Genomic DNA, 24,615 nt, shown 5'->3' with positions numbered 1-24,615 from the left:
TTGGGCCGGCTCGTTCCGGCATTCACGTCTCCGCACGACGAGACATCGGAGGGTTCATCGCCACGGTAAATGGCGGGACACGCTCGGCATGACGACAAGCATAGCAGCGGGCCGACCTTCGCGGGACGGCTCCTTGGACACCGCGGCACTAGGCGGCATGGCGTTGGACGGCCCATCGCCCTACAGCCGCCATCATGCACGCGCCCGTCACCCGTCCCACGACTGCCGCCCCCGCGACGTGGGCGCGGGAGATGCGCGCGACGCTGGGGCTCGCCGCGCCGCTGGTCGCGGCCAACCTGTTGCAGATGGGCGTCTATGCTGTCGACGTGATCTTCGTCGCGCGGCTCGGCACGGTGGAGTTCGCGGCGGCGACGCTGGGCGTTTACCTCTACAGCATCATCTCGTTCGCGCTTTTGGGTCTGGTCGGAGCGGCGGCCCCGGTCATGGCGGCGGAACTCGGTCGCCGCCGCCATGCGGTGCGGGAGGTACGGCGGACGTTCCGGATGGCGATATGGCTGGCGGTCGCGGCGAGCGTGCCGTTCATGCTGTTGCTGGCGAACGGGGAGACGCTGTTCCGGCTGGCGCATCAGGACCCTGCGGTCGCGGTTCGTGCAGGCGCGTTCCTCGACATCCTGCTGTTCGCGATGGTCCCGTTCACCGTGTCCGTGGTGATGCGCAACGCCGCCTCCGCATTGGGGCGGCCGGGCTGGGCGATGGCGGTCACGGCGATGGCGCTGGGGCTGGGTATCCTCGGCAACTGGTTGCTGGTGTTCGGTCATGCCGGCTTTCCCGCGCTGGGGCTGGAAGGATCGGCGATCGCCAGCGTCGTCACGACATGCGCGATGGCCGGTGCTTACGCGGCCATCCTGACGTTCGATCCGAAGCTGCGTCGCTATCGGCTGTTCGGCCGCTGGTGGCGGACGGAATGGTCGCGGATGGCGGAGATCGTGCGGATCGGCGTACCGGTCGCACTGACGATGACGTTCGAGGGCGCTCTGTTCGGCGGCGCGGCATTCCTGATGGGGCTGATCGGCGTCGTCGACGTTGCCGCGCATGCGGTCGCGCTCCAGATCGCGGCGGTGTCGTTTCAGGTGCCACTGGGGATCGCGCAGGCCGCGACGATCCGCGTCGGCATGGCCTATGGCGCGCTCGACCGGGTCTGGATCGGACGGGCGGGGGCGGCGGCGCTGGTGCTGGGCATCGGCTTCATGGCGCTGACCACGGTCGGATTGTGGATCGCGCCACGGCTGGTGGTGTCCGCCTATCTCGACCTGAATGCACCGGAGAACGCGGCGGTGGTGCCGCTGGCGATCCGCTTCCTCGCGATCGCGGCGCTGTTCCAGCTGTTCGACGGGGCGCAGGTCGTCGCGGCGGGCGCGTTGCGCGGGCTTCAGGATACGCGCGTACCGATGCTGGTGGCGGCGGGCGGGTATTGGATCGTCGGGTTCGGCGTCGCGATCCTGCTCGGCTTCTACACGGACCTGCGCGGCGTCGGCATCTGGATCGGGCTGGCGAGCGGGCTGGCGGCGGTCGCCGGGCTGCTGCTGTGGCGGTGGGCGGCGCGCGACGGGTTCGGTCTGACTCCGGCACCGGCCTACCGGAAATAGTTCCAACTGCCCCGTTGACGACTCATCATGTCGAGCACATATCCCCGGCGTTGGCACTCGCCCCCGGTGAGTGCCAGAAATTTGTCACACACACTGAAAAGAGGGCTCAGCGATGAACTTTCGTCCGTTGCACGACCGCGTTCTCGTCCGCCGCGTCGAGGCTGAAGAGAAGACGGCCGGCGGGATCATCATTCCCGACACCGCCAAGGAAAAGCCGCAGGAGGGCGAGGTCGTCGCCGCCGGCACCGGCACGCGCGCCGACAATGGCACGATCACTCCGCTCGACGTGAAGGCGGGCGACCGCATTTTGTTCGGCAAGTGGTCGGGCACCGAGGTCAAGGTGAACGGCGAAGACCTGCTCATCATGAAGGAATCGGACATTCTGGGCATCGTCGCCTGATCCGTCCGGTCGCCTCCACTTCCTCCACTTCGATAGTTTGAAAGGGTAGCCACCATGGCAGCCAAAGACGTAAAATTCGGCCGCGACGCGCGTGAGCGCATTCTTCGCGGCGTCGATATCCTCGCCGACGCGGTGAAGGTGACGTTGGGTCCGAAGGGCCGCAACGTCGTGATCGACAAGAGCTTCGGCGCTCCCCGCATCACCAAGGACGGCGTCACCGTCGCCAAGGAGATCGAGCTGAAGGACAAGTTCGAGAACATGGGCGCGCAGATGGTGCGCGAAGTGGCTTCGAAGACCAACGACATCGCCGGTGACGGCACGACCACCGCGACCGTCCTTGCCCAGGCGATCGTCCGCGAGGGCATGAAGTCGGTCGCGGCCGGCATGAACCCGATGGATCTGAAGCGCGGCATCGACATCGCCGTCCTGAAGGTCGTCGAGGACATCAAGGCGCGCTCCAAGCCCGTCGCCGGCACCAGCGAGATCGCCCAGGTCGGCATCATCTCGGCCAACGGCGACCGTGAAGTCGGCGAGAAGATCGCGGAAGCGATGGAGAAGGTCGGCAAGGAAGGCGTGATCACCGTCGAGGAAGCGAAGGGTCTCGATTTCGAGCTCGACGTCGTCGAGGGCATGCAGTTCGACCGCGGCTATCTGTCGCCGTACTTCATCACCAACCCGGAAAAGATGACGGTCGAGCTGAACGATCCGTACATCCTGATCCACGAGAAGAAGCTGTCGAACCTGCAGGCGATGCTCCCGATCCTGGAAGCTGTCGTCCAGTCGGGTCGCCCGCTGCTGATCATCGCCGAAGACATCGAGGGCGAGGCTCTGGCCACGCTCGTCGTCAACAAGCTGCGCGGCGGCCTGAAGGTCGCAGCGGTCAAGGCTCCGGGCTTCGGCGATCGTCGCAAGGCGATGCTCGAGGACATCGCGATCCTGACCAAGGGCGAGATGATCTCGGAAGACCTCGGCATCAAGCTCGAGAACGTGACCGTCGGCATGCTCGGCACCGCCAAGCGCGTCACGATCGACAAGGACAACACCACCATCATCGACGGCGCGGGTGAAGCCGATTCGATCAAGGCGCGTACCGAGGCGATCCGTGCGCAGATCGAGAACACCACCAGCGACTACGACCGTGAGAAGCTCCAGGAGCGTCTCGCCAAGCTCGCCGGCGGCGTCGCCGTGATCAAGGTCGGTGGTTCGACCGAGGTTGAGGTGAAGGAGCGCAAGGACCGCGTCGACGACGCACTGCACGCAACCCGCGCAGCCGTCGAAGAAGGCATCGTCCCCGGTGGCGGTACGGCGCTGCTCTACGCGACGAAGGCACTCGAGGGCGTCACCGGCGTCAACGACGACCAGACCCGCGGCGTGGACATCGTCCGCAAGTCGCTGACCGCGCTGGTGCGCCAGATCGCGCAGAACGCCGGTCATGACGGTGCCGTCGTGTCGGGCAAGCTGCTCGATCAGTCGGACACGTCGTTCGGCTTCAACGCATCGACCGACACGTACGAGAACCTGGTGACCGCCGGCGTGATCGACCCGACCAAGGTCGTCCGCACCGCGTTGCAGAACGCCGCTTCGGTGGCCGGCCTGCTGATCACCACGGAAGCGACCGTGTCGGAACTGCCGGAGGACAAGGCTCCGAGCATGCCCGGCGGCGGCGGCATGGGCGGCATGGGCGGCATGGACTTCTGATTTCGGTCGGGCGGAGCCAATGGCTCCGCCCGATACGAAATCGGAACCGCTGTCCGTTTCGAAACGAAGGGCCGGGGGAGCGATCCCCCGGCCCTTTGTCCGTTTCGCTGGCCGTGATATGCAGTGTCCATGCGCCACGATCCTCTATACCAGCCGATCACGGTCGATCAGTTCTTGGACATCGAGTTTCCTGACGGTCGCAAGTACGAGCTGGTTGACGGCGTAATCCGGATGATGACGGGCGGCACGCCGGCTCACGCACGCGTGGCCACGAACATTCTCGTCTACTTGGCGAACAAGTTACGGGGTACCGGTTGCCGGGCCTATAATTCGGACATGGCGGTCGCGGTCACGGATTCGAATTTGCGCTACCCGGATGTCAGCGTATTCTGCGGCGACCCTGCTTCATTCGAGCGAGAAGAGCAGCGGTTTTACACTGATCCGGTCGTTATCGTGGAAGTTCTGTCAACATCCACGGTCAAGATCGATGAAGGCGAAAAGCTGGCGGAGTATCGCCGACTCCCCACCGTCGATACGATCGTACTGGTCGACCCGCATAATGAGCTCAGCCGCGTATTTCAGCGACTGGGGCCGACATCGTGGCGCGATGACCTGTTCGCGCAGCCGCACGATGTCGACTTGCCTGCCTTGAAGCTCAGCCTTCCGTTCGCCGAGATATTCGCTCGCGACTGACCCTCAGCCGCGCTTCATTGCCTCAATCAGCTTCTTCACTTCCTGGCTGCGACCGCGGGGCATGACGAGGATGTCGTTGCCGCTGGCGACCACGATCAGGTCGCTGACGCCGACCAGCGACACGCGTGCGCCGTCGCTCTGGACGAGGCAGTTGCGGGTGTCGATCGCCAGTACCTCGCCCCGGTGGCTGTTCTCGTCGCCGTCGCGTCCGCTGACCGCGTGCAGCGCGTCCCAGCTGCCGACGTCGCTCCACCCCATCGACACCGGCGCGACCGCGACTCGCTCCGCCTTTTCCATGATGGCATAATCGATCGACTCCGATGGCGACGCGGCGAACGCCTCCGCGTCGGGGTATACCCGCACGCCCTCGCGCCGCGCCGCATCCATAGCCGCCTGCGTCGATGTGACGATGTCCGGCGCATAGATCTGGAGCGCCGCCAGATAGCGGTCGGCGCGGAACAGGAAGATACCGCCGTTCCAGGCGTGATCGCCCGACGCCAGCATCGCCTCCGCCCGGTCGAGCGGCGGCTTTTCCACGAAGCGCACGACGCGGTGAACGCCGTCCACGACCGGATCGCCGACCTGGATCCAGCCATAGCCAGTTTCCGGCGCGTCGGGAGCAATCCCGAAAGTCACCAGCCAACCGTCGTCGACCAGCGGGAGTGCGCGCAGAATGGCGGCGTGAAATGCGTCAACATCGGCGATGACGTGGTCGGACGGCATGACGAGCAGCGCATCCTCGCCATTATCGGCGGCGAGTGCGGCCAGGGCAATGGCCGGGGCGGTGTTGCGACCCGCCGGCTCCAGGATGATCGCGGCCGGGCTGCTGCCGATCGCGGCCAACTGCGTTTCGACCTCCTCGGCATGCGCGGCGTTGGCGACCACGACAGGCGCCGCAAACTGCGCACCGACAGCGCGCTTCGCAGTCAGTTGCAGCATCGTCTCGTCGGCGGTCAGTGCGAGGAACTGCTTCGGCCGCTCCGGCCGCGACATCGGCCAGAGGCGTGTACCGGAGCCACCCGAAAGGATCACCGGGACGATGGTTCTGCTCATGATTCCTCCTGCAAGCGCTGGCCTGTAGCGCGGACCGGCACGACACCCAAGCGCGCAAGCGAGGTGCGGGTTTCAGCCTTTGTTGAGGAAAAGCTGCGAAACGTCGCGGTCGGGGACTTTCACACCTGCCCGGCGGAGTAGTTCTGGCCATGATCCGGCTGTTCAAGCATTACGTGCCGCACGTCGTCCTGCTGCTGGGGCTGGTCGATGCCGTGCTGTTGATGGCGTCGGCGGAGATCGCCTGGATCGTCCGCGCGCACCAGATCGACATGGCGGTCGACGCGGCCACCAATCGCCTGCCGCAGCTGATCAGCTTCGCGGCGGCGTTGCAGGTGTCGCTGGTGGCGGTCGGCGCCTATGGCGTCGGATCTTTCGTCTCGCTGCGGTTCGCGGCGGCGCGGCTGGCGGTCGCGATCGCGCTGGGCGTGCTGTTCCTGTCGCTGCTGTACTTTCTGGTACCCGGCCTGACGCTGTGGCGGTCCAACCTGCTGTACGCGATGGTGATTGCGGCCGTGCTGCTGGTCGGTACCCGCGCTCTGCTGGGCGGGATACTGGGCGGCGAGACATTCAAGCGGCGGATCGTTGTCCTCGGCGCGGGTGCACGCGCGGCACGGATCAGCGCCTTGGCGGCCAAGCCCGGTGCCAATTTCGTCGTTGCAGGCTATGTCGCGATGAACGAGCCGAAGGTCGTCATGCCCGATGCGGTCGAGCGGGGCGCCATCGCCAATCTGGCCGGACACGTCGTCGACTGTCGCGCGAGCGAGGTCGTGCTGGCGCTGGAGGAACGGCGCAACGCGCTGCCTTTGCAGGATTTATTGCGGGTGAAGACGACCGGCGTGGCCGTCAGCGATATCTCCACCTTCCTGGAACGGGAGACGGGCCGGATCGACCTGAACAGCGTCAATCCGAGCTGGCTGATCTTTTCCGACGGGTTCGCATCCGGGCGGGCGCTGTCGAGTGCGGCCAAGCGCGCGTTCGACATCGTCGCCAGCCTGATGCTGCTGATCCTGACGCTGCCGATCGTCATCGTGACCGCGATCGCGATCAAGCTGGAGTCGCGGGGACCGGCTTTCTACCGGCAGCACCGCGTCGGGCTGTACAACCAGTCGTTCGAGATCCTGAAGCTGCGATCGATGCGGCAGGATGCGGAGATCGCCGGGCAGGCGGTGTGGGCAGCGGAGCGGGACCCGCGCATCACGCGCGTGGGCCGGCTGATCCGGAAGTTGCGGATTGACGAACTGCCGCAGACGTGGACCGTGCTGAAGGGCGAGATGAGTTTCGTCGGACCGCGGCCGGAGCGACCGCAGTTCGTCGCTGACCTGGAGCAGCAGGTCCCGTACTATGCCGAGCGGCACATGGTGAAGCCGGGCATCACCGGCTGGGCGCAGATCAACTACCCGTACGGCGCATCGGTCGACGACGCCCGCCACAAACTGGAATACGACCTGTATTATGCGAAGAATTACTCGCCTTTCCTCGACCTGCTGATCCTGCTCCAGACGCTGAAGGTCGTGCTGTGGCCGTCGGGCGCGCGGTGATTCCCATCGTTCCGATGAACGTACGACCATGACCAATACCATCGCCGGCGCGCTGGTTCTGTGGACGTATGCGCTGGCTGCCTTGCTGTTCGGCATGGCGGCGCTGGCAGCGTGGCGGCGTGGCGGCGCGCTGCAACGGATGATGGCGGGCACGCTGTTGCTGACAAGCCTGTGGGCGCTGACCGTCGCGGGGATCGACGCGCACGAGGTCGGCCCAGACCTGGCGGCGGCGATCCGCAACCTGGCGTGGCTGGGCATGATGGCGGTATCGGTACGCCGGTCGGGCAGCGGCCACGGATCTCTTGCCGCGCTGTATGTGATCGTCGCGGCGGTGATGGGCGGGACGGCGCTGGTCGCAATTGCCGGTGCCGCAGTCGACGTCCCGGCGGCGGCGCGCGCGCTGGGCGATGCGCGGTCGGTGTTCGCGATGATGGGCGCGGCCGGCGCGCTGGTCCTGCTGCACCAGATCGTGCGCGATCCGCGCAGCCCCAAGACGGGCAGCGCCCGCGTGATCGTCATCGCGCTGTCCGCGATATGGACGAGCGACCTGATCGTCGCGCTGGGCGAGATGGCGGATGCCGCGATGGGTCCGGGATTGTTCCTGGCGCGCGGGCTGGCGATGGTCGGGGTGGCGATGCTGCTTTCCACCAATCGCCTTGGCGCGGGGGAGCCGACGCTGTCGCGCAGCGTCGCGGTTCGGGCGATCGGCGGCATCGCACTGGTGCTCTATGCCGGCCTGACCGCGTTCGGGGCGCATGTCGCCGGCCTGCTGGCTCCGGATCATGCCCGCATCGTCCAGACCGCGATCGTGATCGGGGCGACGACGGCGCTGCTGACGCTGATGTCGACACCCTGGCTGCGCGCGTGGTTCCGCGTGAAGGTCGCCAAGCATCTGTTTACGCACCGGTACGACTACCGCGTCGAGTGGCAGCGGGTGACGGCGACGCTCGGCGCGTCCGGCGAGGGTACCGCGCCGCTGGCGACGCGAACGATCAAGGCGCTGGCCGATCTGGTCGATGCGCCCGCAGGACTGTTGCTGAGGGCGCAGGACGGCGGGCTGGTGCCGGGCGGCGACTGGAACTGGGCGGAGGCGAGCGGCGAGGGGGGCGAGACGATGACCCGCTACCTTCGCGACACGGGTCGGCTGGTGGTGGTCGACGACGTCATGGATGTCGTCGCGGCCGGCGTGCCCGAATGGCTGACGACCAACGCCGATGCGTGGTTCGTGCTGCCGTTGCTGCATGCCGAGGCGCTGGTCGGCGCGATCGTGCTGGCGAGGCCGCCGGTGGAGCGGGCGCTGGACTGGGAGGATTTCGATCTGCTCCGCGTGGCGGGGCGTCAGGCGGCGAGCTTTCTGGCGGAGGATCGGCTGCGCACCGCACTGGACGAGGCGCGACGGTTCGACGAGTTCAATCGCCGGTTCGCGTTCCTGCTGCATGACATCAAGAACGTCGCGAGCCAGTTGACGCTGGTGGCACGCAACGCCGAGCGGCACGCGGACAATGCCGAGTTCCGGTCCGACATGGTCGCGACGCTGAAGGATTCGTCTGGCCGCATGGCGACGTTGCTGTCGCGACTGGGCCAGCATGATGGCGCGCGGCCGGAGCCAACGCAGCCCGTCGATGTGGCGACTTTGATCGGCCGCGTCGTCGCGGCGCGGCGTGCACAGCATCCCGTCACGTCGGATCTCGCGACCGCGCCGCTCGTGCTCGCGCAGCCGTTGCGGCTGGAGCAGGTGCTGAGCCATCTGATCCAGAATGCGGTCGAAGCGAGCGCGACCGATCGGGCGGTGACGATCTCAATCGAGCGGACGGAAGACGACGTGGCGATCGTCGTCGCAGACCGGGGGAGCGGCATGTCCGCCGACTTCGTGCGTGACGAGCTGTTCCGGCCGTTCGTGTCGACCAAGCCGGGCGGGTTCGGAATCGGAGCCTATGAGGCGCGACAATTGGTGGTGGGAATGGGCGGACAACTGACGGTGGAGAGCCGTGTCGGGGAGGGTACACGGTTTCGGATCGTGCTGCCCGTCGCCCCTGCATTGGAGGTTGGGGCATGAGTCGTCCGGTGTTGCTGGTCGTCGAGGACGATGCCGGTCTGGCGCGGCAATTGCGCTGGGCGTACGAGGCGTATGAGGTCGTCGTGGTCGGCGACCGGGCTGCGGCGCTGGACGCGCTGCGATTGCACGAGCCGGCGGTCGTGACGCTCGACCTGGGCTTACCGCCCGATCCGGACGGCACCGCCGAAGGTTTTGCGACGTTGCACGCCATGCTGGCGATGGCGCCGACGACGAAGGTGATCGTCGCGTCGGGGCACGGTGCGCGGGAGAGTGCGCTGACGGCGATCGGCGACGGAGCATGGGATTTCTATCAGAAGCCGATCGATATCGATGCGCTCGGCCTGATCGTGTCGCGCGCCTTTCATGTCCATGCGCTGGAGGCGGAGAACCGGCGGTTGCAGGCGAAGGTCGTGCCGGGTGCGTTCGGCGGGCTGCTCTACGCATCGCCCGAGATGGGCCGCGTCGCGCGCCAGTTGGAGCGGGTTGCGCCGGCCGACGTATCGGTGATGCTGCTGGGGGCGAGCGGGACGGGCAAGGAATTGCTGGCGCGAGGTATCCACGAGGCAGGTCCGCGGCGGAAGGGCGCGTTCGTCGCGATCAATTGTGCCGCGATCCCCGAGACGCTGCTGGAAGCCGAGCTGTTCGGGTATGAAAAGGGCGCGTTCACGGGCGCGGTGAAGACGACCGAGGGCAAGATCGAGCAGGCCGCGGGCGGCACGCTGTTCCTCGACGAGATCGGCGACGTGCCGCTGCCGTTGCAAGTGAAGCTGTTGCGGTTCCTGCAGGAACGTGTGGTGGAGCGGATCGGCGGGCGCAAGGCGATCCCGGTCGATACGCGCGTCGTCTGCGCGACGCATCAGGATGTCGATGCGATGGTCGCCGAGGGGCGGTTTCGCGAAGACCTGTATTACCGGCTGGCGGAGATCGTGGTGAAGATCCCGGCGCTGGCGGAGCGGACGGGCGATGCGGCGCTGCTCGCGAAGCATTTCGTCGGGCGGTACGCCAAGGCGCTGAACCCCGCCGTCACCGGACTGGCGGCGGATGCGCGGGCGGCGGTCGATGCGTGGCGGTGGCCGGGCAACGTCCGCGAGTTGGAGAATCGGGTGAAGCGCGCGGTCATCATGGCCGACGGCAAGCTGGTCACGGCCGCCGACCTCGATCTGGCGGACAGCGACGGCGTGGTGGAGTTGAACTTGCGCACCGCCCGCGAGGCCGCGGACCGGCGGGCGATCGGCCGGGCACTGGCGCAGGCGGAGGGTAATATCTCCGGCGCGTCGCGCTTGCTGGGCGTCAGCCGGCCGACCCTGTACGACCTTTTGAAAAGCTACGACCTTCATGGCTGATGCGGCGATGCTCTATCCGATGATGCGGCAGCGACGGCGTCGACGTGGCGTTCGGGTATCGCCGCGGGTGCGGTCGATCGCGGTGCTGGCGGTGTGCGCGCTGCTGGTACTCGGCGGCACGGCCAAGCTGTTGCTGCGGCCGGCGCCGGTCGATGCGCGGGTCCTGCTGGGCAATGCGCTCTTGACACTGGAGGCGGGCAATTACAGCGCCGCACGTTCGAACGCGCTGGCAGCGGTGGCGGCGGCGCCGCAATATGGGGCGGCACAGGCGGCGCTGGCGCGTGCCTATCTGGAACTGGGCGACGGGCTGGCGGCGGAAGCAGCCTTGACGCGGGCGGAGGCGGTGGGCTTTCCGGCGGCGCGGCTGCATCAGCTGCGGGCCGAGGCGCGGCTGTTGCAGGGCGACGCCGACGGCGCGCTGGCGGAAGCGGCCAAGTCGGACTCGCGCTATTTCGATTTCGCCGAGCGCATCCGGGCACGGGCGCTGGCGGTTCAGGGTCAGCTCGTGGCGGCGAAGACCGCGCTGGAGACGCTGGTGGCGCAGCATCCGGGCAATGGCCGCGCGTGGCTGGACCTGGGACGGCTGCGCTTCGCCGGCGGCGATCTGGGCGGTGCGAGCGAGGCAGCGGGCGCGGCGGCGCGGCTGATGCCGCGTGATCCGCACGCGCTGGCGCTGGAGGGCGAGGTCGTTCGGGCGCGATATGGACTGGTCGCGGCGCTGCCATGGTTCGAGGCGGCGTTGTGGCGCGACGCCTATGCGATGCCGACCCTGATCGATTATGCCGCGACGCTGGGTGAGGCGGGGCGGAATGCGGATATGCTGGCGTCGCTGCGACGCGCGGCGGAGGCGCGGCCGGGCGATGCGCGGGTGCTGTACCTGTATGCGGTGCTGGCTGCGCGGGCGGGCAAGCTGGAACTGGCGGGATCGCTGCTGGAGCGGAACGGCGCGGTGTCGGGCCTGCCGGGTGCGCAGTTGTTGCGCGGAGCGATCGACTATGCCGGCGGACGGTGGGAGCGGGCGGCGGCGTCTTGGCGGGCCTTGAGCGAGAACCAGCCGATGAACCTGACGGCGCGGCGTTTGCTGGCGGCGGCGCTGTTGCGATCGGGCGATGCGCAGGGGGCGCTGACGGTGCTGCGGCCGCTCGCGGTGCGGGGCGATGCGGATGCCTATGCACTGACGCAGACGGCGCGGGCGTTCGAGGCCACCGGCGACCGGGGGTCGGCGGCGGTGTTCCTCGACCGGGCGGCGGCGGTGGGGCGCGGCGGCTCGGCGGCGTTCGCGACCGACGATGCGCTGGCGACGTTGCAGGCCGGAGCGGCGGCGGCTCCGGGCGATCCGACCTATGCGGTCGGCGTGATCCGGGGGCTGATCGGTAGCGGCGATCCGAGCGGGGCGCTGGGGCAGGCGCGGGCGCTGGTGCAGGACGGCGCGGGGACGCCGGCGGCGCAGACGGCCTATGGCGACGTGCTGGCGCTGGCGGGGCAGCGGCCGGATGCGTCCTATGCACGGGCCGCCGACCTCCAGTTCGACGAGCCGGCGATGCTGCGGCTGATCGATGCGCGGGGCCGGAGCGGGCAGTCGGAAGCGGCGGCCGCGACGCTGGCGCTGTATCTGGCGCAGAACCCGCAGAGCGTCGCGGGGCAGCGGCTGCTGGGGCATCTTCAGGTCGCGTCCGGGCAGTGGGATGCGGCGATCGAGACGCTGGAGGGCGTGCGACGCCGGGTCGGATCGGGGGAGGTCGCGCTGCTGTGCGATCTGGCGCTGGCCTATGCCGGGGATGGCGATGGCGACGTCGCGGTGCGTTACGGGCGGGCGGCGTACGGGGCCCAGCCGATGCATGCGGGAGCGGCGGATGCGTACGGCGTCGCGCTGGCGGCGGCGGGTCGGGTCGATGCGGCGCGGCAGTTGCTCGACAAGGCGGTGGTGCTGGCGCCGGGCGATACCGCGATCGCAGGACATCGCCGGCAGCTCGGCTGAGCCTTGCGCCGAACCGGGCCAGTCGCCAGAGCGGCGGCATGGACCCGCTGGAACGGATCGCCGCGGCGCTGGAGCGCCTTTCACCGCCGCCGGGGGAGCCCGCCGACCCGCTGGCGCATCCCGCCTATCGCTGGGAGGGCGGGGTGCTGGTCGCGGCGCGGGGGTTCGCGCCTTTGCCGCTCGACCGGTTGCTGGGCGTCGAGCGGCAGAAGGCTTCGCTGCTTGGCAATCTGCGGCGGCTGTCCAAGGGATTCGCGGCGCAGGACGTGCTGCTGTGGGGTGCGCGCGGTACCGGCAAGTCGGCGCTGGTGAAGAGCGCGGTCGCAGCGGTGCAGGCGGAGGGCGGCGCGCTGGCGCTGGTGTCGGCGGGCGAGATGGCGGGATTGCCGGCGTTGTTCGCACGGCTGGGGTCCGTGGAGCGCGCGTTCGTGGTGTTCATCGACGATCTGGGCGTCGATCAGCCGGGCGAGGCGCGGGCGCTGCGTTCGATGCTGGAGGGCGGGGCGGAGCCGCGGCCGGGCAATGTCCGCCTCGCGGTGACGGCCAATCGCCGCCACCTGCAACCACGCGACATCGCCGAGCAGGAGAGCGCGATCAACGCGCGCGATGCGGTCGACGATCATCTGGCGCTGGCGGACCGGTTCGGGTTGAGCCTGGGCTTCCACGTGCTCGATCAGGACGGGTATCTGGCAATCGTGCGTGGTTATGCCGAGGCGCACGGGCTGCCATTCGATGCCGCCGATGCGGTGCAGTGGGCGACCCGGCGCGGGAGCCGGTCGGGACGGGTCGCCTGGCAGTATGTCGTTGATCTTGCAGGGCGCGAGGGGCGTCGCCTGTAAGACGCCGACGCGGAAGGTTAGGCTAAGGTTAGTCCAATGCGGCGTTTCGCGATCAGGTAGCCGGCGGGTTCAAAGAGCGTCATCCGCTGTCCTACACCAGGGTGCCCGTGTAGGACAGCGGACCCTTCAGAGGCCGAAGCGGACCCGGCCGACGATGCGGTCGCCGGCGTGGCGCGCGTCCGCGAACGGGCCGAAAGCGTCGCGCCGGTTCACGTCGGTGCCGATATAGTCGAGCGCCAGCGTCAGCGGGCCGGTGCGGTGTTCGACCCCGAGCCGCCAGTTGCTGTAATCGCCGCCGGGGCGGAGCCGCTGGGCGCGGACGGGATCGTTCACGTCGCCGGTTGAATGGCCGATATCGGCGACCAGCGTAAACGGCGTGGCCGGGATGCCGGCGTTGACCACGGCGTAGACGAACAGATTGTCGCCGCCGATCGCGTCCTGCGAGGGGGCGTAGTCGGCCCCGCCGGTGAGTTGCAGCGGACCGAAGGTGAAGCTGGCGGAGGCGCCGACCTCTCCGTAATCCATCTTGCCGCGTGCGCCGGCAAACAGGTGGGCGGTACCGCCGGCGCGAACGCGGATCGCGCCGAGGTCCCAGCCCGTGCCGAGGCCGATATCGGCGACCGCATCGGCATCGCCGTGGCGGGACGAACCGCGCGTCGTTACGACACGGGCGGACGCGTCGACCGGGCCGAGGCTGGCGGCGGCATCGGCGGAGAGGACGCCGCGATTTTCGCTCCAGCTCAGGCCGCGGCGGGCTTCGTCGGTGGCGGCTTCTACGCCGGCGGACAGGCCGGTCTGGGCATGGGCGGGCAGGGCCGATGCCGCCGCGAGAGCGGCACCGGCGATCAACGAACAGGGCTTCATCCGGTGCGGGTCTCGCCATGCGCCCGGTCGAGTTCGGCGCGCAGAACATCGTGATCTTCCTGCGCGACGGCGACGACATGGGAGTCCATATCCTTCACCTTTGCAGCAACTTCCTTCGCGATGCTGCCACGGTGCGTATCGCACCAGCCCGGCCGGCTGCCGGAGACGACGTTGTCGCGGACGATGTTGCGCATCATCGTGGTGCCGGTGGCGGCGGTCGCGTGCCGGTCGACGATCATGTTGGCAGACCACATGCAGCGCAGCGTCGAGGCGCGACCGGGAGGCGCGATCGAGCCCACCTGCTTATGTTCGACCGCGACGGTGCCGCGATAGCGGGCGTCGATCGGTCCGGTGCGATGATCGATCGTGGTCGAGTGGTCGATGGTCGCTGCGGGTATCGTTGCGGAGGCGAGGCCGAGCATCAACCCGGTCGCCAAAAGGTAGGTCATCATCATCTCCTGTACGGTGTCCCGACCCATACTGGTCGGTGACGTTGCGACCGGTGCGGCCGTATATATCCAATGACCGACCGGCCGAATTGTTGCCGGAAATGCACGTTTTTCGGGGCCCGGCGAGGGTTGTTGCGGCGATCCGGGGCTGGGTCGGGCCGGGGCGTCGGCGGGATTCTGCGGTCGATGTCGCGCGCGGGGAGACGCCGTCCCCCAACCCCTCCCCGAGGGAAGGGGAGCAGGATTAGCCAAGCTCTCCCGTCGATCAGGATCAGCCCAGGCCCTCGACCATTTCGGCCAGTTCCAGCCAGCGCATTTCGGCCGCGTCCTTCTCCGCGCGGGCCTTGTCGACGGCGGCGGTCAGGGCAGCGAAGCGGGCGTGATTCCTGGTATACATATCGGGATCGGCGAGCAGCGCCTCGTCGCGGGCGATCTGGCGGTCGAGCTCCTCGATGCGGGTGGGGAGCAGGTCGTAGTCGCGCTGGTCCTTGTAGGTGAGCTTCTTCGACGGTGCGGGTGGTGGCGGGGGAGCGGCGGCGGCCTTGGGTTTCTTCGCATCGGCGCGGGGGCGGCGGCGCTTTTCCCAATCCTCGTAGCCGCCGGCGACGACATCGACGGTGCCGCTGCCATCCAGCCCGAGCGTGACGGTGACGGTGCGGTCGAGGAAGTCGCGGTCGTGGCTGACGATCAGGACGGTGCCGTCGTAATCGCCGATCACCTCCTGCAACAGGTCGAGCGTTTCGAGATCGAGGTCGTTGGTGGGTTCGTCGAGCACCAAAAGGTTCGACGGGCGCGCGAATTCGCGGGCCAACAGGAGCCGCGAGCGTTCGCCGCCCGACAGCGTGCCGACCTTGGCGTCGATCAGGCTGGGATCGAACAGGAATTCCTTGAGATAGCCGTGGACGTGCTTGCGCACGCCGAGCACGTCGATCCACTCGCCACCGTCCGCCAGCACGTCGCGAACGGTCTTTTCCGGGGCCATCAGCGACCGCTGCTGATCGATGACGATGCCGTCGAGGGTCTTTGCCAGCTTCACGCTGCCGCTGTCGGGCTCGATCTCGCCGGTCAGCAGCTTGAGCAACGTCGACTTGCCCGCACCGTTGGCGCCGACGATGCCGATGCGGTCGCCGCGGGTAACGCGCAGGTTGAGGTCACGGATGATGACGCGGTCGCCGAACGATTTCGAGACGTGGCCGACGTCGATCACGACCTTCGTCTTCACGTCGTCGGTGCCGACCGCGAGCGCGGCGGTCCCCTGCGGCCCGATCATCGCGGCGCGGGTGGCGCGCATCTCCTTGAGCTTCGCCAGGCGGCCCTGATTGCGGCGGCGGCGGCCGGTGACGCCGCGCAAGAGCCAATGCTCCTCGATCTTGAGCTTGGCATCGAGGCGCTCGGCGTTGCGCTGTTCCTCCGCGAAGACCTGCTCGGTCCACGCCTCGAACCCGCCGAAGCCGATCTCCGCACGGCGGACGCTGCCGCGTTCCAGCCACAGCGTCTGGCGCGTCAGGCGGGTCAGGAAGGTGCGGTCGTGGCTGATGACGACGAACGCGCCGGTGTAGCGGCCGAGCCATTGTTCGAGCCATTCGATCGCGGCGACGTCGAGATGGTTGGTCGGCTCGTCGAGCAGCAGCACGTCGGGTTCCAGCGCCAGCGCTCGGACGATGGCGGCGCGGCGACGCTCGCCGCCCGATGCGGACTTCGCCTCCCGGTCGAGATCGATGCCGAGCTGGTCGGCGATCGCCTCCGCCTCATGCCCGAGCGGCGCGTCGTCGCCCGCGGAGACGTAATCGCGCAACGTGGCGAAGCGGGACACGTCGGGATCCTGTTCCAGCATCACGACGCGGGTGCCGGGGACGACCATGCGCCGCCCCTCGTCGGCGTCGATGCTGCCGGCGATCAGGCGCAGCAGCGTCGACTTGCCCGCGCCGTTGCGGCCGATCAGCGCGAGCCGGTCGCGCTGGCCGATATGGATGTCGAGGTGGCGGAAGAGCCAGCCGGAGCCCTGAACGATGCCGAGGTCTTCGAAGGAGAGGATGGGTGCGGCCATGCGCCGCCGACTAGGGGGTCGGGGCGGGGGTGCGCAACCCGAAGCTTGTCCTGCCATTCACAACGTGTTCAATGCGGGGCGAATAGGGGTTGCCACATGAAGATGCCCGTCGCCCTGATGATTCTCGTGATGGCGGCGCCTCTTGCGGCGGCTTCGCCCGTTCCTGCGCTGGCCCCCGCCGCCGTGCCGGGGGGCCAGCGCGGCGACCAGATGAAGGCGTTCGACGGCCGCCGCACGGGCAAGCTGATGCCCCTGCGCGAGATCGAGCGGCGCGTGGTGCCGACGATGCCGGGTGCGCAATATCTGGGATTCGAGTTCGACGGCGGCAGCAGCGTATACACGCTGAAGTTCCTGCGCGACGGGCGGGTGATCTGGGTGGATGTCGATGGGCGTTCGGGTCAGGTAATCGGCCGGACGGGGAAGTAGGGGGCTGCTTCTTCTTGCTCCCCTTCCTGCAAGGGAGGGGAGAAGGTGGGAGAAGATTCGTTCACCAGCGCGACAGCGGGGCCCGCCTAAGCGTTTTTGCCCGCGTCCGGCACCCGTGCTAGCGCAGATCATATCCGTTTAGGGGAGCTGACACACGATGCGCGTTCTGATCGTCGAGGACGAACCCAATCTCGGCCAGCAGCTGAAGAACACGCTGGAAGGCGCGGGCTATGCGATCGACCTGGCGGTCGATGGCGAGGAGGGGCTGTTTCTGGGGCAGACCGAGAGTTACGATGCGATCGTGCTCGACCTGGGGCTGCCGGAGATCGACGGGCTGACCGTGCTCGATCGCTGGCGCAAGGAGGGCAAGACGACGCCCGTGCTGGTGCTGACCGCGCGTGACAGCTGGTCCGACAAGGTGGCGGGACTGGATGCGGGCGCGGACGATTACGTCGCCAAGCCGTTCCAGACCGAGGAACTGATCGCGCGGTTGCGGGCGCTGATCCGGCGCGCATCGGGCAATGCCTCTTCCGAACTGACGGCGGGCGACGTGCGGCTCGACACGCGGTCGGGCAAGGTCACGCGCGCCGGCGAGCCGGTGAAGCTGACCGCGCAGGAATACAAGCTGCTCAGCTACCTGCTGCATCACAAGGGCAAGGTCGTCAGCCGGACCGAACTGATCGAGCATATCTACGATCAGGATTTCGATCGCGATTCGAACACGATCGAGGTGTTCGTGACGCGTATCCGCAAGAAGCTGGGACAGGACGTCATCACGACGATCCGTGGGCTGGGCTATAGTCTGGAAGATCCCGACGCGTGATGTTGGTGCGGTGCCGCTTTCTTGCTCCCCGACCCGGCGCAGCACGGCTGGTGGAGCGGAGCCGCGTCGCGTCGTGACCGGTGCGACCGGACCCCGGCGCGCGCCGGGGTGGAGTGACGCGGCGTGACGACGGAACCATCATCCGCCGTGTCCAAAGGCACGGGGTCGCTGTCGCGGCGGATGATCCTGATCGCCGCGGCGTGGATCACGCTGCTGCTGGCGGGCGGGGGCTTCGCGCTCGACCGGGTGCTGGTGTCGGCGGTGACGCGCAATTTCGACGACCAGCTCGAATATGTGATGACGGCGATGATCGTGTCGGCCGAGATCGACGATGCCGGCGAGGTCAGTTTCACCCGCGAGGCGGCGGACCAGCGGTTCCTGGAGCCGGGATCGGGGCTGTACTGGCAGGTGTCGGCGAAGGGGCGCGAGTCGTTCCCGTCGCGATCGCTGTGGGACCGAAGGCTGGCGTACGGTTCGGCGCATACCGATCGCAGCGTGCATTCCTATGACAGCCGGCAGTTCGGGACGGAGCGGCTGCGCGTGGTCGAGCGCGACGTGCAACTGCCGGGGTCGCCGGTGCGCTGGCGGTTTCAGGTGGCGCAGGCGCGCGACGGGCTGGATGCGCAGATCACAACGCTGCGGCGGACGCTGGTGCGGTCGTTCGCGCTGCTGGCGCTCGGGCTGCTGGTGCTGGCGGCGCTCCAGACCTTTTACGGGCTGCTGCCGCTGCGGCGCGTGCGGCTGGAGATCGCGCGGATGCGGGGTGGCCATGCCAGCCGCGTCGAGGGCGAGATGCCGATCGAGGTCGCGCCGATGGTCGAGGAGCTGAATGCGCTGGTCGAGCATAACGAGAAGCAGGCGGAGGAGGCGCGACGGCATGCGGGGAACCTCGCGCATGCGCTCAAGACGCCGCTGACCGTCATCATGAACGCCGCGACCGCCAATGCCGACGATCTGGCGGAGACGGTGGTGCGCGAGGCGCGGACGATGCGGCGGCAGGTGGATCATCATCTGGCGCGGGCACGGGCGGTGGGGCGGCGCGGATCGGCGCACAGCCGGGCGGATGTCTGGCCCAGCCTCGAATCCGTGGAGCGGGCGGTGGCGCGGCTGTACCGGCACGTCCGCATCGACGTGACCGGCCCGCGCGATTTGTCAGTGCATGTCGAGCGACAGGATCTGGACGAGATGCTGGGCAACCTGATCGAGAACGCCGCGAAATATGGTGGCGGCAGCGTGTTCGTGACGGTCGGCGCGCAGGCGGGCTTCGTCGAGTTCCTGATCGAGGACGACGGCCGGGGTATCCCGGAGGAGGAGCGGGTTCGCATCTTCGATCGCGGCGTGCGGCTGGATACCGGCAAGCCGGGCACCGGGCTGGGCATGGCGATCGTTCGCGATGTCGCGGAGATCTATGAGGGGACGGTGTCGCTGGAGGAGAGCGAGGACCTTGGCGGGTTGATGGTGCGCTTGCGCTTGCCGGCGGCGGGTACGGTGGCCTGAGGCATGCACGGCGGCGGGGTGTGCCGGTTCGCAGCCGACGTTGCCAAGGTTGTATCTCACCCCAACCCTCCGCTTGCAGGGGAGGGCGCTTGGAAGGTCAGGCCGCCAGTTTTACGTCGCGCGCGGCTTCGGCGGTGAGGGTCAGGCTGCGTTTGCGGGCCGCTTGGTCGTAGATGGCACTGGTGACCATGACTTCGTCGACGCCGGTCCGCTCGACGAAGGCGGCGAGGCCGCGGGCGACGGTGGCGGGGGTGCCGATCGCCGAGCAGCTGAGCACGTTGTCGAGCATCGCCGCACCCTGCGGACCCAGGCTGCCGCGATAGCCGGCGACGGGGGGCGGAAGCTGGCCGGGGTTGCCGGTGCGCAGGCGGACGAAGGATTGCTGTTGCGAGGTCGCGATCAATTGCGCCTCCTCCTCGGTATCGGCGGCGAAGACGTTGAATCCGGCCATCGCATAAGGCTTGGCGAGGTGCGCGGAGGGGCGGAAGTCGCGGCGGTAGACGGCGAGCGCCTGATCCAGCGCGTCCGGCGCGAAATGCGAGGCGAAGGCGTAGGGCAGGCCGAGCGCGGCGGCGACCTGCGCGCCGTAGAGGCTGGAGCCGAGGATCCACAGCTTCACATCGGCGCCCGCGCCGGGTGTCGCGACGATGCCGGTCTGGCCGTCATTCGCAAAATAGCTTTGTAGCTCCAGCACATCCTGCGGGAAGGCGTTGGGATCGCTGTCGAGGGAGCGGCGGATCGCGCGGGCGACGCGCTGGTCGCTGCCGGGCGCGCGGCCGAGGCCGAGATCGACGCGGCCCGGATAGAGCGCGTCGAGCGTGCCGAACTGTTCCGCGATCACGAGCGGCGAGTGGTTGGGGAGCATGATGCCGCCTGCGCCGACACGGATAGATTTTGTGGCGGCGGCGACATGCGCGATGACGACCGAGGTCGCGGCCGACGCGATGCCGGTCATGCCGTGATGCTCCGCAACCCAGTAGCGCGTGAAGCCGGTCGCCTCCGCATGCGCGGCCAGATCGGCGGCGCGGGCGAGCGCATCCGACACGGTGCCGCCTTCGACGACGGGAACGAGATCGAGAAAGGATAACTGGGTCATGATGTTGGAGATGGGGGCGGGAGCCGACACGCGCCAGTGAGGTTTTGGTTTGCGCGGGTTTAGATCGGGTGCGTCGAGAGCGGCTTCGGGATCAGAAGCCCAGCGCGTAGCGGAGTGCGACGCCCCGATCGTCGGGAAGCGCCGCGATGTTGCCGGGGTCGCGACGCCAGTAGAGGTTCGCCTGTAGATCGCCACCCGCGAAGGGGCGGGAGTAGCGCGCCTCGACATCGACTTCGCGGCCCGAGGGGGCGAGTGTCATGCGCTGCGTGGTCCAGGCGGTGACGGCGCTGGTCGCGTAATCGTAGAAGGTCGGCAGGGCGAGGTCGATGCCCCCGGACGCGACGCGGAGCGGCTGGGCGATGCGCAGGCCGACGCTGTCGCCGCCGAACAGGCCGTTCTTGCCGATATCCGCGGCGAAGGCGCCGGTGCGCAGAACGCCGCCGCCGCCGAGCCCGCCGTGCAGCGCCGCGCGGGTCCAGCCGCGACGCAGGCTGCCGCCGAGCGTCCAGTCGCCGGCGTTCAGGCGGGCGCCGGCATCGAGAAACCAGCTGGTCGCGGTCGCGCCGCCGAAGCTGGGGTCGAACCGCGCGCCGAGTATGGTCGCATCCTCGGTAAGGCGGGAGCCGGTCAGGCGCGCCGTCACCGGCCCAAGCGTCCGGTCGAGAGCAAGCGACGCGCGGTCGAAGCCCGAACGCTGCCAGCCACTGAGCGCGGGGAGAAGCGCGTCGCGGCGGGACACGACGCGGCCGTTCTCGATCGCCATCGTCACGCCGAACGCGCCCAACCGCTGGCGCACGGCGGTGGCGGAGCGGGCTCCACCCTCGAACCCCAGCCCATCGGCGGAGGCGATCATGAAGGCGGGGTCCGCGCTGCCGGCGAGTTGCGCGGACAGGCCCGCCGACCCTTGCGACAGGCCGATGCCGAACGACAGGTCCTTGCTGAGCCGCTGCGTGACGGTGCCGGCGATGGCGCGGGCGGTGGTGGCATCGCCCTGCGACAGGGCGAGTCGATCGGTCGCGACGCCGCCGTTTCGGGTCGGGCTGAGCGTCAGCGACGCCGTGGTCTGGCCCGTGGCGAAGGCGACGTGGCGACCGGACGACAGCAGCGAGCCGCCGAGCGGGCGCAGCGGCCCGGTGCGCTGGATCGTCTGCGCGAGTTCGGCGGCGAAGGCCCGGCCATAGCCGTCGAGGATCACCGCGCCCATCGGCGTGATCGCGGCGTCGCCCATCGGCGCGGACAGTGAAGCGGTACCGCCGGTCGCGAGCCGTGTTCCGGCGATCGAGGTCGTGCCGACCGGCTGGAACGCGCGGGTCAGGTCGAGGACGCCGCGGCCATAGGTGGAGTCGGTGCCCGCCGCGCCGGCATCGCGCGCGGTGGTGAGCAGCAGGTCGACGATTTGCGCGCCGGTGAGGTTGGGGAATGCCTGCGCCAGCAACGCCACCGCGCCGGCGATCTGCGGTGCGGCGAAGGAACTGCCCGACCAGAGCTGGACGGTGCCGTTCTGGTCCGGTGCCTGGACGCGGGTACCGACAGCCGCCAGATAATGCGTCGGGCTGGCGCCGGCGCGGTTGCTGTCGTCGTCGATCCGGTCGGCGGCATCGACCCAGCCGGCGATGATGACCTGATTGCGGGATACGGATGCCGTGTCGGCGATGGCGGCGAAGCCGTCGGGATCGGCGGCACCGTCGTTGCCCGCGGACAGCACGACGACGATGCCCGCCTGGGTCGCGCGCGCCAGCGCCTGCTGCACGGTCTGCGGCATCGCCGAACTGCCGAGCGAGATGTTGATGACGCGGGCGCCGGCCGTGCGCGCGGTGTCGATGCCGCGGGCGAGCGCGTCCGAATCGAAGCGGCAGGGGTCGTCGCCGTTGGCGTCGGTGGTGCCGGTGCAGGAACCCGGGCGATCGGCGCGAAGGGCGATGACGGTCGCATCGAAGGCGACGCCGTGGGTGCCGGTGCCGTTGCGCCGACCGGCGGCGGTGAAGGCGACGGCGGTGCCGTGGCCGTCGACATCGTCGATCGAGGCGTTGCCGGCAACGTCGGTCGATGCCGGCGACAGGCGGTCGCCGAACTCCGCGCTTTGCAGGTCGATGCCGGTGTCGATGACGGCGATGCCGATACCGGCCCCCGTCGCCGCACGCTGATAGGCGGCGAGCGCGTTCATCGACACCGCGCCGACGGTGGCGCGATATTCGGTACCATCCGGGTTGGTGGGCGGCGTCGGTGCAGGAGACGGAGCGGGCGTGGGTGCCGGGGTAGGAGCCGGAGTCGGCGCTGGAGTTGGAGCGGGCGTCGGCGCTGGCGTGGCGATCGGCGGCGTGGGGGTGCTGGCGACACCGCCTCCGCCTCCGCCACAGGCGGCGAGCCACAGGGGCACCGTCATGGCGGCCGCCGTCAGGAGGGTGGGCTTGCCGCTACGCATACTCGTCCTTCGTAAAACGCTGGCGGCCGGAATGCCATGCAGGCGTTAACCAAATGTGACGGCGGCGGGAGTGGTTGTTTTGACGCCGCGAATGATGGGCGCGGGGCTGGCCGTCGAACGTCGGTCATGCCGGGCTTGTCCGGGCATCCACCGGTGGTCGAGCCATCCGAATACTGGCTCGTGGAGCCGTCGATGTCGGGACGAGCCCGGCATGACGGAGTGGAAGGTTCGGCGCTCCCCATTGCCGCCCGGCGCGGGCGACCGTAGAGGCGGCGGCGATGGGTGGGCCGCTCTCTTCGATCCGCAACTGGATCTTCGATCTCGATAACACGCTGTACCCGGCGCGGTGCGATCTGTTCGCAAAGATCGACGTGCGGATGACGCAGTTCGTCGGCGACCTGTTGGGGCTGGACCCGGTCGCGGCGCGGCGGGTGCAGAAGCAGTATTTCATCGATCACGGCACGACGCTGGCCGGGCTGATGGCGGAGCATGACGTCGATCCGCACGCGTTCCTGGATCATGTCCACGACATCGAGATGGACGTGCTGGAGCATGATGCGCCGCTGGCGGCGGCGATCGCGCGGCTGCCGGGAAGAAAGCTGGTCTTCACCAACGGCGACACGCCCTATGCGCTGAGGGTGCTGGAGCGGCTGGGCTTGGGGGACAGTTTCGAGGCGGTGCACGACATCCGCGCGATGGGGCTGGTGCCGAAGCCGAACCCCGCCGCCTATGCCGGGCTGTGCGACACGTTCGGCCTCGACCCGCATGGGTCGCTGTTCGTCGAAGACATGGCGCGCAACCTGAAGCCCGCCAAGGCGATCGGGATGACGACGGTGTGGGTCGACAACGGATCGGAACAGCATCCGGACATCGACCGCAGCTATATCGACTATCACGTCCACGAGCTGGCGCCGTGGCTCGAATCCATTCTGGAGACCGCATGACCGACCTTTCGCAGACGATCGACGCCGCCTGGGACGACCGCGCCTCGTTGAGTTTCGACACGAAGGGTGAGGTGCGGGATGCCGTGGAGGCGGCGCTGGCGCTGCTCGACCGGGGCGAGGCGCGCGTGGCGGAGCCGGACGGGCAGGGCGGCTGGCGCGTCAATCAGTGGCTGAAGAAGGCGGTGTTGCTGTCGTTCCGGCTGAACGACAATGTCGTGATGGGCGGCGGCGCGGGCGAGTTGCCGGGGTTCGACAAGGTGCCGTCGAAGTTCGCCGGCTGGGGCGAGGACGCGTTCCGCGCCGCTGGTTTTCGCGCGGTGCCGGGCAGCGTGGTGCGACGTGGCGCGTTCGTCGGCAAGGGTGCGATCCTGATGCCGAGTTTCGTCAATATCGGCGCGCATGTCGGCGAGGGCACGATGGTCGACACCTGGGCGACGGTCGGCAGCTGTGCGCAGATCGGGAAGAACGTGCATCTGTCGGGCGGGGCCGGCATCGGCGGCGTGCTGGAGCCGTTGCAGGCCGATCCCGTCATCATCGGCGACGGCGCGTTCATCGGTGCGCGCGCGGAAGTGGCGGAGGGCGTGCGCGTCGGCGAAGGGGCGGTGCTGTCGATGGGCGTGTATCTGGGCGCGTCGACCAAGATCGTCGATCGCGAGACCGGCGACGTGATGAAGGGCGAGGTGCCGCCCTATGCGGTGGTCGTGCCGGGGACGCTGGGCGGTGGCGACGGGAAGCCGGGGCTGTATTGCGCGGTGATCGTCAAGCGGGTGGATGCGCAGACGCGGTCGAAGACGAGCATCAACGAGCTGCTGCGGGATTGAGGAAGGCTTTCCTCCCCTTCC

Annotated in this window: 20 protein-coding genes; 14 read left to right on the top strand and 6 right to left on the bottom strand. The window is 68.7% G+C overall.

Translation table 11 applies throughout. The features are described from left to right. The first annotated feature begins 194 nt into the window (after window positions 1-194). The 4 genes from AC0CH8_RS05260 to AC0CH8_RS05245 all read left to right on the top strand — a co-directional run bounded on the left by AC0CH8_RS05260 (window position 195) and on the right by AC0CH8_RS05245 (window position 4,398). Window positions 195-1,607: an MATE family efflux transporter gene (locus tag AC0CH8_RS05260; RefSeq protein WP_465238993.1), complete on the top strand. Its 1,413-nt coding sequence runs from the start codon at window positions 195-197 to the stop codon at window positions 1,605-1,607. Window positions 1,608-1,719: 112 nt separating this feature from the next. Further along, on the top strand, window positions 1,720-2,007 hold the full coding sequence (gene groES / locus AC0CH8_RS05255) for a co-chaperone GroES (RefSeq protein WP_055842436.1): 288 nt from the start codon (window positions 1,720-1,722) through the stop codon (window positions 2,005-2,007). A gap of 54 nt (window positions 2,008-2,061) precedes the next feature. After that, a complete protein-coding gene (gene groL, locus AC0CH8_RS05250; protein ID WP_465238992.1) occupies window positions 2,062-3,705 on the top strand; it encodes a chaperonin GroEL in 1,644 nt (547 codons plus the stop codon). Window positions 3,706-3,834: 129 nt separating this feature from the next. Beyond that, window positions 3,835-4,398: a Uma2 family endonuclease gene (locus AC0CH8_RS05245; protein WP_465238991.1), complete on the top strand. Its 564-nt coding sequence runs from the start codon at window positions 3,835-3,837 to the stop codon at window positions 4,396-4,398. A gap of 3 nt (window positions 4,399-4,401) precedes the next feature. Here AC0CH8_RS05245 and AC0CH8_RS05240 read toward each other — a convergent pair whose 3' ends face one another. Then, window positions 4,402-5,451: a mannose-1-phosphate guanylyltransferase/mannose-6-phosphate isomerase gene (locus AC0CH8_RS05240; protein ID WP_465238990.1), complete on the bottom strand. Its 1,050-nt coding sequence runs from the start codon at window positions 5,449-5,451 to the stop codon at window positions 4,402-4,404. A gap of 149 nt (window positions 5,452-5,600) precedes the next feature. Here AC0CH8_RS05240 and AC0CH8_RS05235 point away from each other — a divergent pair, with 149 nt between their 5' ends. Genes AC0CH8_RS05235 through AC0CH8_RS05215 form a run of 5 tightly spaced genes read left to right on the top strand, consistent with a single transcriptional unit; the run spans window position 5,601 to window position 13,205 of the window. Next, the gene (locus tag AC0CH8_RS05235) at window positions 5,601-6,989 is read left to right on the top strand and encodes a TIGR03013 family XrtA/PEP-CTERM system glycosyltransferase (protein ID WP_465238989.1); all 1,389 of its coding nucleotides are present in this window, start codon (window positions 5,601-5,603) and stop codon (window positions 6,987-6,989) included. A 28-nt stretch (window positions 6,990-7,017) separates the two neighbouring features. After that, complete coding sequence (gene prsK / locus AC0CH8_RS05230) at window positions 7,018-9,045, top strand: XrtA/PEP-CTERM system histidine kinase PrsK (protein WP_465238988.1); 2,028 nt, start codon at window positions 7,018-7,020, stop codon at window positions 9,043-9,045. Continuing rightward, window positions 9,042-10,388 carry a PEP-CTERM-box response regulator transcription factor gene (prsR, locus tag AC0CH8_RS05225; protein ID WP_465238987.1) on the top strand — a complete coding sequence of 449 codons (1,347 nt, stop codon included), beginning with the start codon at window positions 9,042-9,044 and terminating at the stop codon, window positions 10,386-10,388. Before prsK ends, prsR begins: the two co-directional genes overlap by 4 nt. Beyond that, the gene (locus AC0CH8_RS05220) at window positions 10,381-12,366 is read left to right on the top strand and encodes a tetratricopeptide repeat protein (RefSeq protein WP_465238986.1); all 1,986 of its coding nucleotides are present in this window, start codon (window positions 10,381-10,383) and stop codon (window positions 12,364-12,366) included. Before prsR ends, AC0CH8_RS05220 begins: the two co-directional genes overlap by 8 nt. 38 nt (window positions 12,367-12,404) lie before the next feature. Next, a complete protein-coding gene (locus AC0CH8_RS05215; protein WP_465238985.1) occupies window positions 12,405-13,205 on the top strand; it encodes a DUF815 domain-containing protein in 801 nt (266 codons plus the stop codon). Between the two features lie 126 nt (window positions 13,206-13,331). Here AC0CH8_RS05215 and AC0CH8_RS05210 read toward each other — a convergent pair whose 3' ends face one another. From AC0CH8_RS05210 to AC0CH8_RS05200, 3 genes are all read right to left on the bottom strand, one after another. Then, window positions 13,332-14,069 carry a TorF family putative porin gene (locus AC0CH8_RS05210; protein ID WP_465238984.1) on the bottom strand — a complete coding sequence of 246 codons (738 nt, stop codon included), beginning with the start codon at window positions 14,067-14,069 and terminating at the stop codon, window positions 13,332-13,334. Next, on the bottom strand, window positions 14,066-14,518 hold the full coding sequence (locus AC0CH8_RS05205) for a hypothetical protein (RefSeq protein ID WP_465238983.1): 453 nt from the start codon (window positions 14,516-14,518) through the stop codon (window positions 14,066-14,068). Before AC0CH8_RS05205 ends, AC0CH8_RS05210 begins: the two co-directional genes overlap by 4 nt. A 271-nt stretch (window positions 14,519-14,789) precedes the next feature. Beyond that, window positions 14,790-16,565: an ABC-F family ATP-binding cassette domain-containing protein gene (locus tag AC0CH8_RS05200; protein ID WP_465238982.1), complete on the bottom strand. Its 1,776-nt coding sequence runs from the start codon at window positions 16,563-16,565 to the stop codon at window positions 14,790-14,792. Window positions 16,566-16,661: 96 nt separating this feature from the next. On the opposite strand from AC0CH8_RS05200, the gene AC0CH8_RS05195 reads away from it, so the two are divergent. The 3 genes from AC0CH8_RS05195 (at window position 16,662) to AC0CH8_RS05185 (ending at window position 19,311) form a co-directional block, all read left to right on the top strand. Then, entirely contained in the window at window positions 16,662-16,991 is a 330-nt protein-coding gene (locus AC0CH8_RS05195) for a PepSY domain-containing protein (RefSeq protein ID WP_465238981.1), read from the top strand. 157 nt (window positions 16,992-17,148) lie between these two features. After that, complete coding sequence (locus tag AC0CH8_RS05190; RefSeq protein ID WP_465238980.1) at window positions 17,149-17,814, top strand: response regulator transcription factor; 666 nt, start codon at window positions 17,149-17,151, stop codon at window positions 17,812-17,814. 180 nt (window positions 17,815-17,994) lie between these two features. Then, window positions 17,995-19,311, top strand: a complete 1,317-nt coding sequence (locus tag AC0CH8_RS05185; protein ID WP_465239158.1) for a sensor histidine kinase — start codon at window positions 17,995-17,997, stop codon at window positions 19,309-19,311. A 97-nt stretch (window positions 19,312-19,408) separates the two neighbouring features. Here the strand turns inward: AC0CH8_RS05185 and AC0CH8_RS05180 are convergent, their stop codons facing one another. After that, entirely contained in the window at window positions 19,409-20,407 is a 999-nt protein-coding gene (locus AC0CH8_RS05180; RefSeq protein WP_465238979.1) for an LLM class flavin-dependent oxidoreductase, read from the bottom strand. Between the two features lie 91 nt (window positions 20,408-20,498). Beyond that, complete coding sequence (locus AC0CH8_RS05175; protein WP_465238978.1) at window positions 20,499-22,790, bottom strand: S8 family peptidase; 2,292 nt, start codon at window positions 22,788-22,790, stop codon at window positions 20,499-20,501. Between the two features lie 317 nt (window positions 22,791-23,107). Here AC0CH8_RS05175 and AC0CH8_RS05170 point away from each other — a divergent pair, with 317 nt between their 5' ends. Further along, complete coding sequence (locus tag AC0CH8_RS05170) at window positions 23,108-23,773, top strand: pyrimidine 5'-nucleotidase (RefSeq protein WP_465238977.1); 666 nt, start codon at window positions 23,108-23,110, stop codon at window positions 23,771-23,773. Then, window positions 23,770-24,594 carry a 2,3,4,5-tetrahydropyridine-2,6-dicarboxylate N-succinyltransferase gene (gene dapD, locus AC0CH8_RS05165; protein WP_465238976.1) on the top strand — a complete coding sequence of 275 codons (825 nt, stop codon included), beginning with the start codon at window positions 23,770-23,772 and terminating at the stop codon, window positions 24,592-24,594. The genes AC0CH8_RS05170 and dapD overlap by 4 nt, the downstream gene beginning before the upstream one ends. Window positions 24,595-24,615 lie beyond the last annotated feature (21 nt).

This window comes from Sphingomonas sp. AC435, assembly GCF_979253005.1.
This window is presented reverse-complemented; position numbering and strand designations above follow the sequence as displayed.

What these genes read in the sequence shown, in the direction of transcription:
- AC0CH8_RS05205 (WP_465238983.1), bottom strand. Translation starts at nt 14,518, where the DNA reads ATGACCTACCTTTTGGCGACCGGGTTGATGCTCGGCCTCGCCTCCGCA.
- AC0CH8_RS05175 (WP_465238978.1), bottom strand. Translation starts at nt 22,790, where the DNA reads ATGACGGTGCCCCTGTGGCTCGCCGCCTGTGGCGGAGGCGGAGGCGGT.
- AC0CH8_RS05200 (WP_465238982.1), bottom strand. Translation starts at nt 16,565, where the DNA reads ATGGCCGCACCCATCCTCTCCTTCGAAGACCTCGGCATCGTTCAGGGC.
- AC0CH8_RS05240 (WP_465238990.1), bottom strand. Translation starts at nt 5,451, where the DNA reads ATGAGCAGAACCATCGTCCCGGTGATCCTTTCGGGTGGCTCCGGTACA.
- AC0CH8_RS05185 (WP_465239158.1), top strand. Translation starts at nt 17,995, where the DNA reads ATGATCCTGATCGCCGCGGCGTGGATCACGCTGCTGCTGGCGGGCGGG.
- prsR (WP_465238987.1), top strand. Translation starts at nt 9,042, where the DNA reads ATGAGTCGTCCGGTGTTGCTGGTCGTCGAGGACGATGCCGGTCTGGCG.
- AC0CH8_RS05210 (WP_465238984.1), bottom strand. Translation starts at nt 14,069, where the DNA reads ATGAAGCCCTGTTCGTTGATCGCCGGTGCCGCTCTCGCGGCGGCATCG.
- AC0CH8_RS05235 (WP_465238989.1), top strand. Translation starts at nt 5,601, where the DNA reads ATGATCCGGCTGTTCAAGCATTACGTGCCGCACGTCGTCCTGCTGCTG.
- AC0CH8_RS05190 (WP_465238980.1), top strand. Translation starts at nt 17,149, where the DNA reads ATGCGCGTTCTGATCGTCGAGGACGAACCCAATCTCGGCCAGCAGCTG.
- AC0CH8_RS05195 (WP_465238981.1), top strand. Translation starts at nt 16,662, where the DNA reads ATGAAGATGCCCGTCGCCCTGATGATTCTCGTGATGGCGGCGCCTCTT.
- prsK (WP_465238988.1), top strand. Translation starts at nt 7,018, where the DNA reads ATGACCAATACCATCGCCGGCGCGCTGGTTCTGTGGACGTATGCGCTG.
- AC0CH8_RS05260 (WP_465238993.1), top strand. Translation starts at nt 195, where the DNA reads ATGCACGCGCCCGTCACCCGTCCCACGACTGCCGCCCCCGCGACGTGG.
- AC0CH8_RS05215 (WP_465238985.1), top strand. Translation starts at nt 12,405, where the DNA reads ATGGACCCGCTGGAACGGATCGCCGCGGCGCTGGAGCGCCTTTCACCG.
- AC0CH8_RS05170 (WP_465238977.1), top strand. Translation starts at nt 23,108, where the DNA reads ATGGGTGGGCCGCTCTCTTCGATCCGCAACTGGATCTTCGATCTCGAT.
- groES (WP_055842436.1), top strand. Translation starts at nt 1,720, where the DNA reads ATGAACTTTCGTCCGTTGCACGACCGCGTTCTCGTCCGCCGCGTCGAG.
- AC0CH8_RS05220 (WP_465238986.1), top strand. Translation starts at nt 10,381, where the DNA reads ATGGCTGATGCGGCGATGCTCTATCCGATGATGCGGCAGCGACGGCGT.
- dapD (WP_465238976.1), top strand. Translation starts at nt 23,770, where the DNA reads ATGACCGACCTTTCGCAGACGATCGACGCCGCCTGGGACGACCGCGCC.
- AC0CH8_RS05245 (WP_465238991.1), top strand. Translation starts at nt 3,835, where the DNA reads ATGCGCCACGATCCTCTATACCAGCCGATCACGGTCGATCAGTTCTTG.
- AC0CH8_RS05180 (WP_465238979.1), bottom strand. Translation starts at nt 20,407, where the DNA reads ATGACCCAGTTATCCTTTCTCGATCTCGTTCCCGTCGTCGAAGGCGGC.
- groL (WP_465238992.1), top strand. Translation starts at nt 2,062, where the DNA reads ATGGCAGCCAAAGACGTAAAATTCGGCCGCGACGCGCGTGAGCGCATT.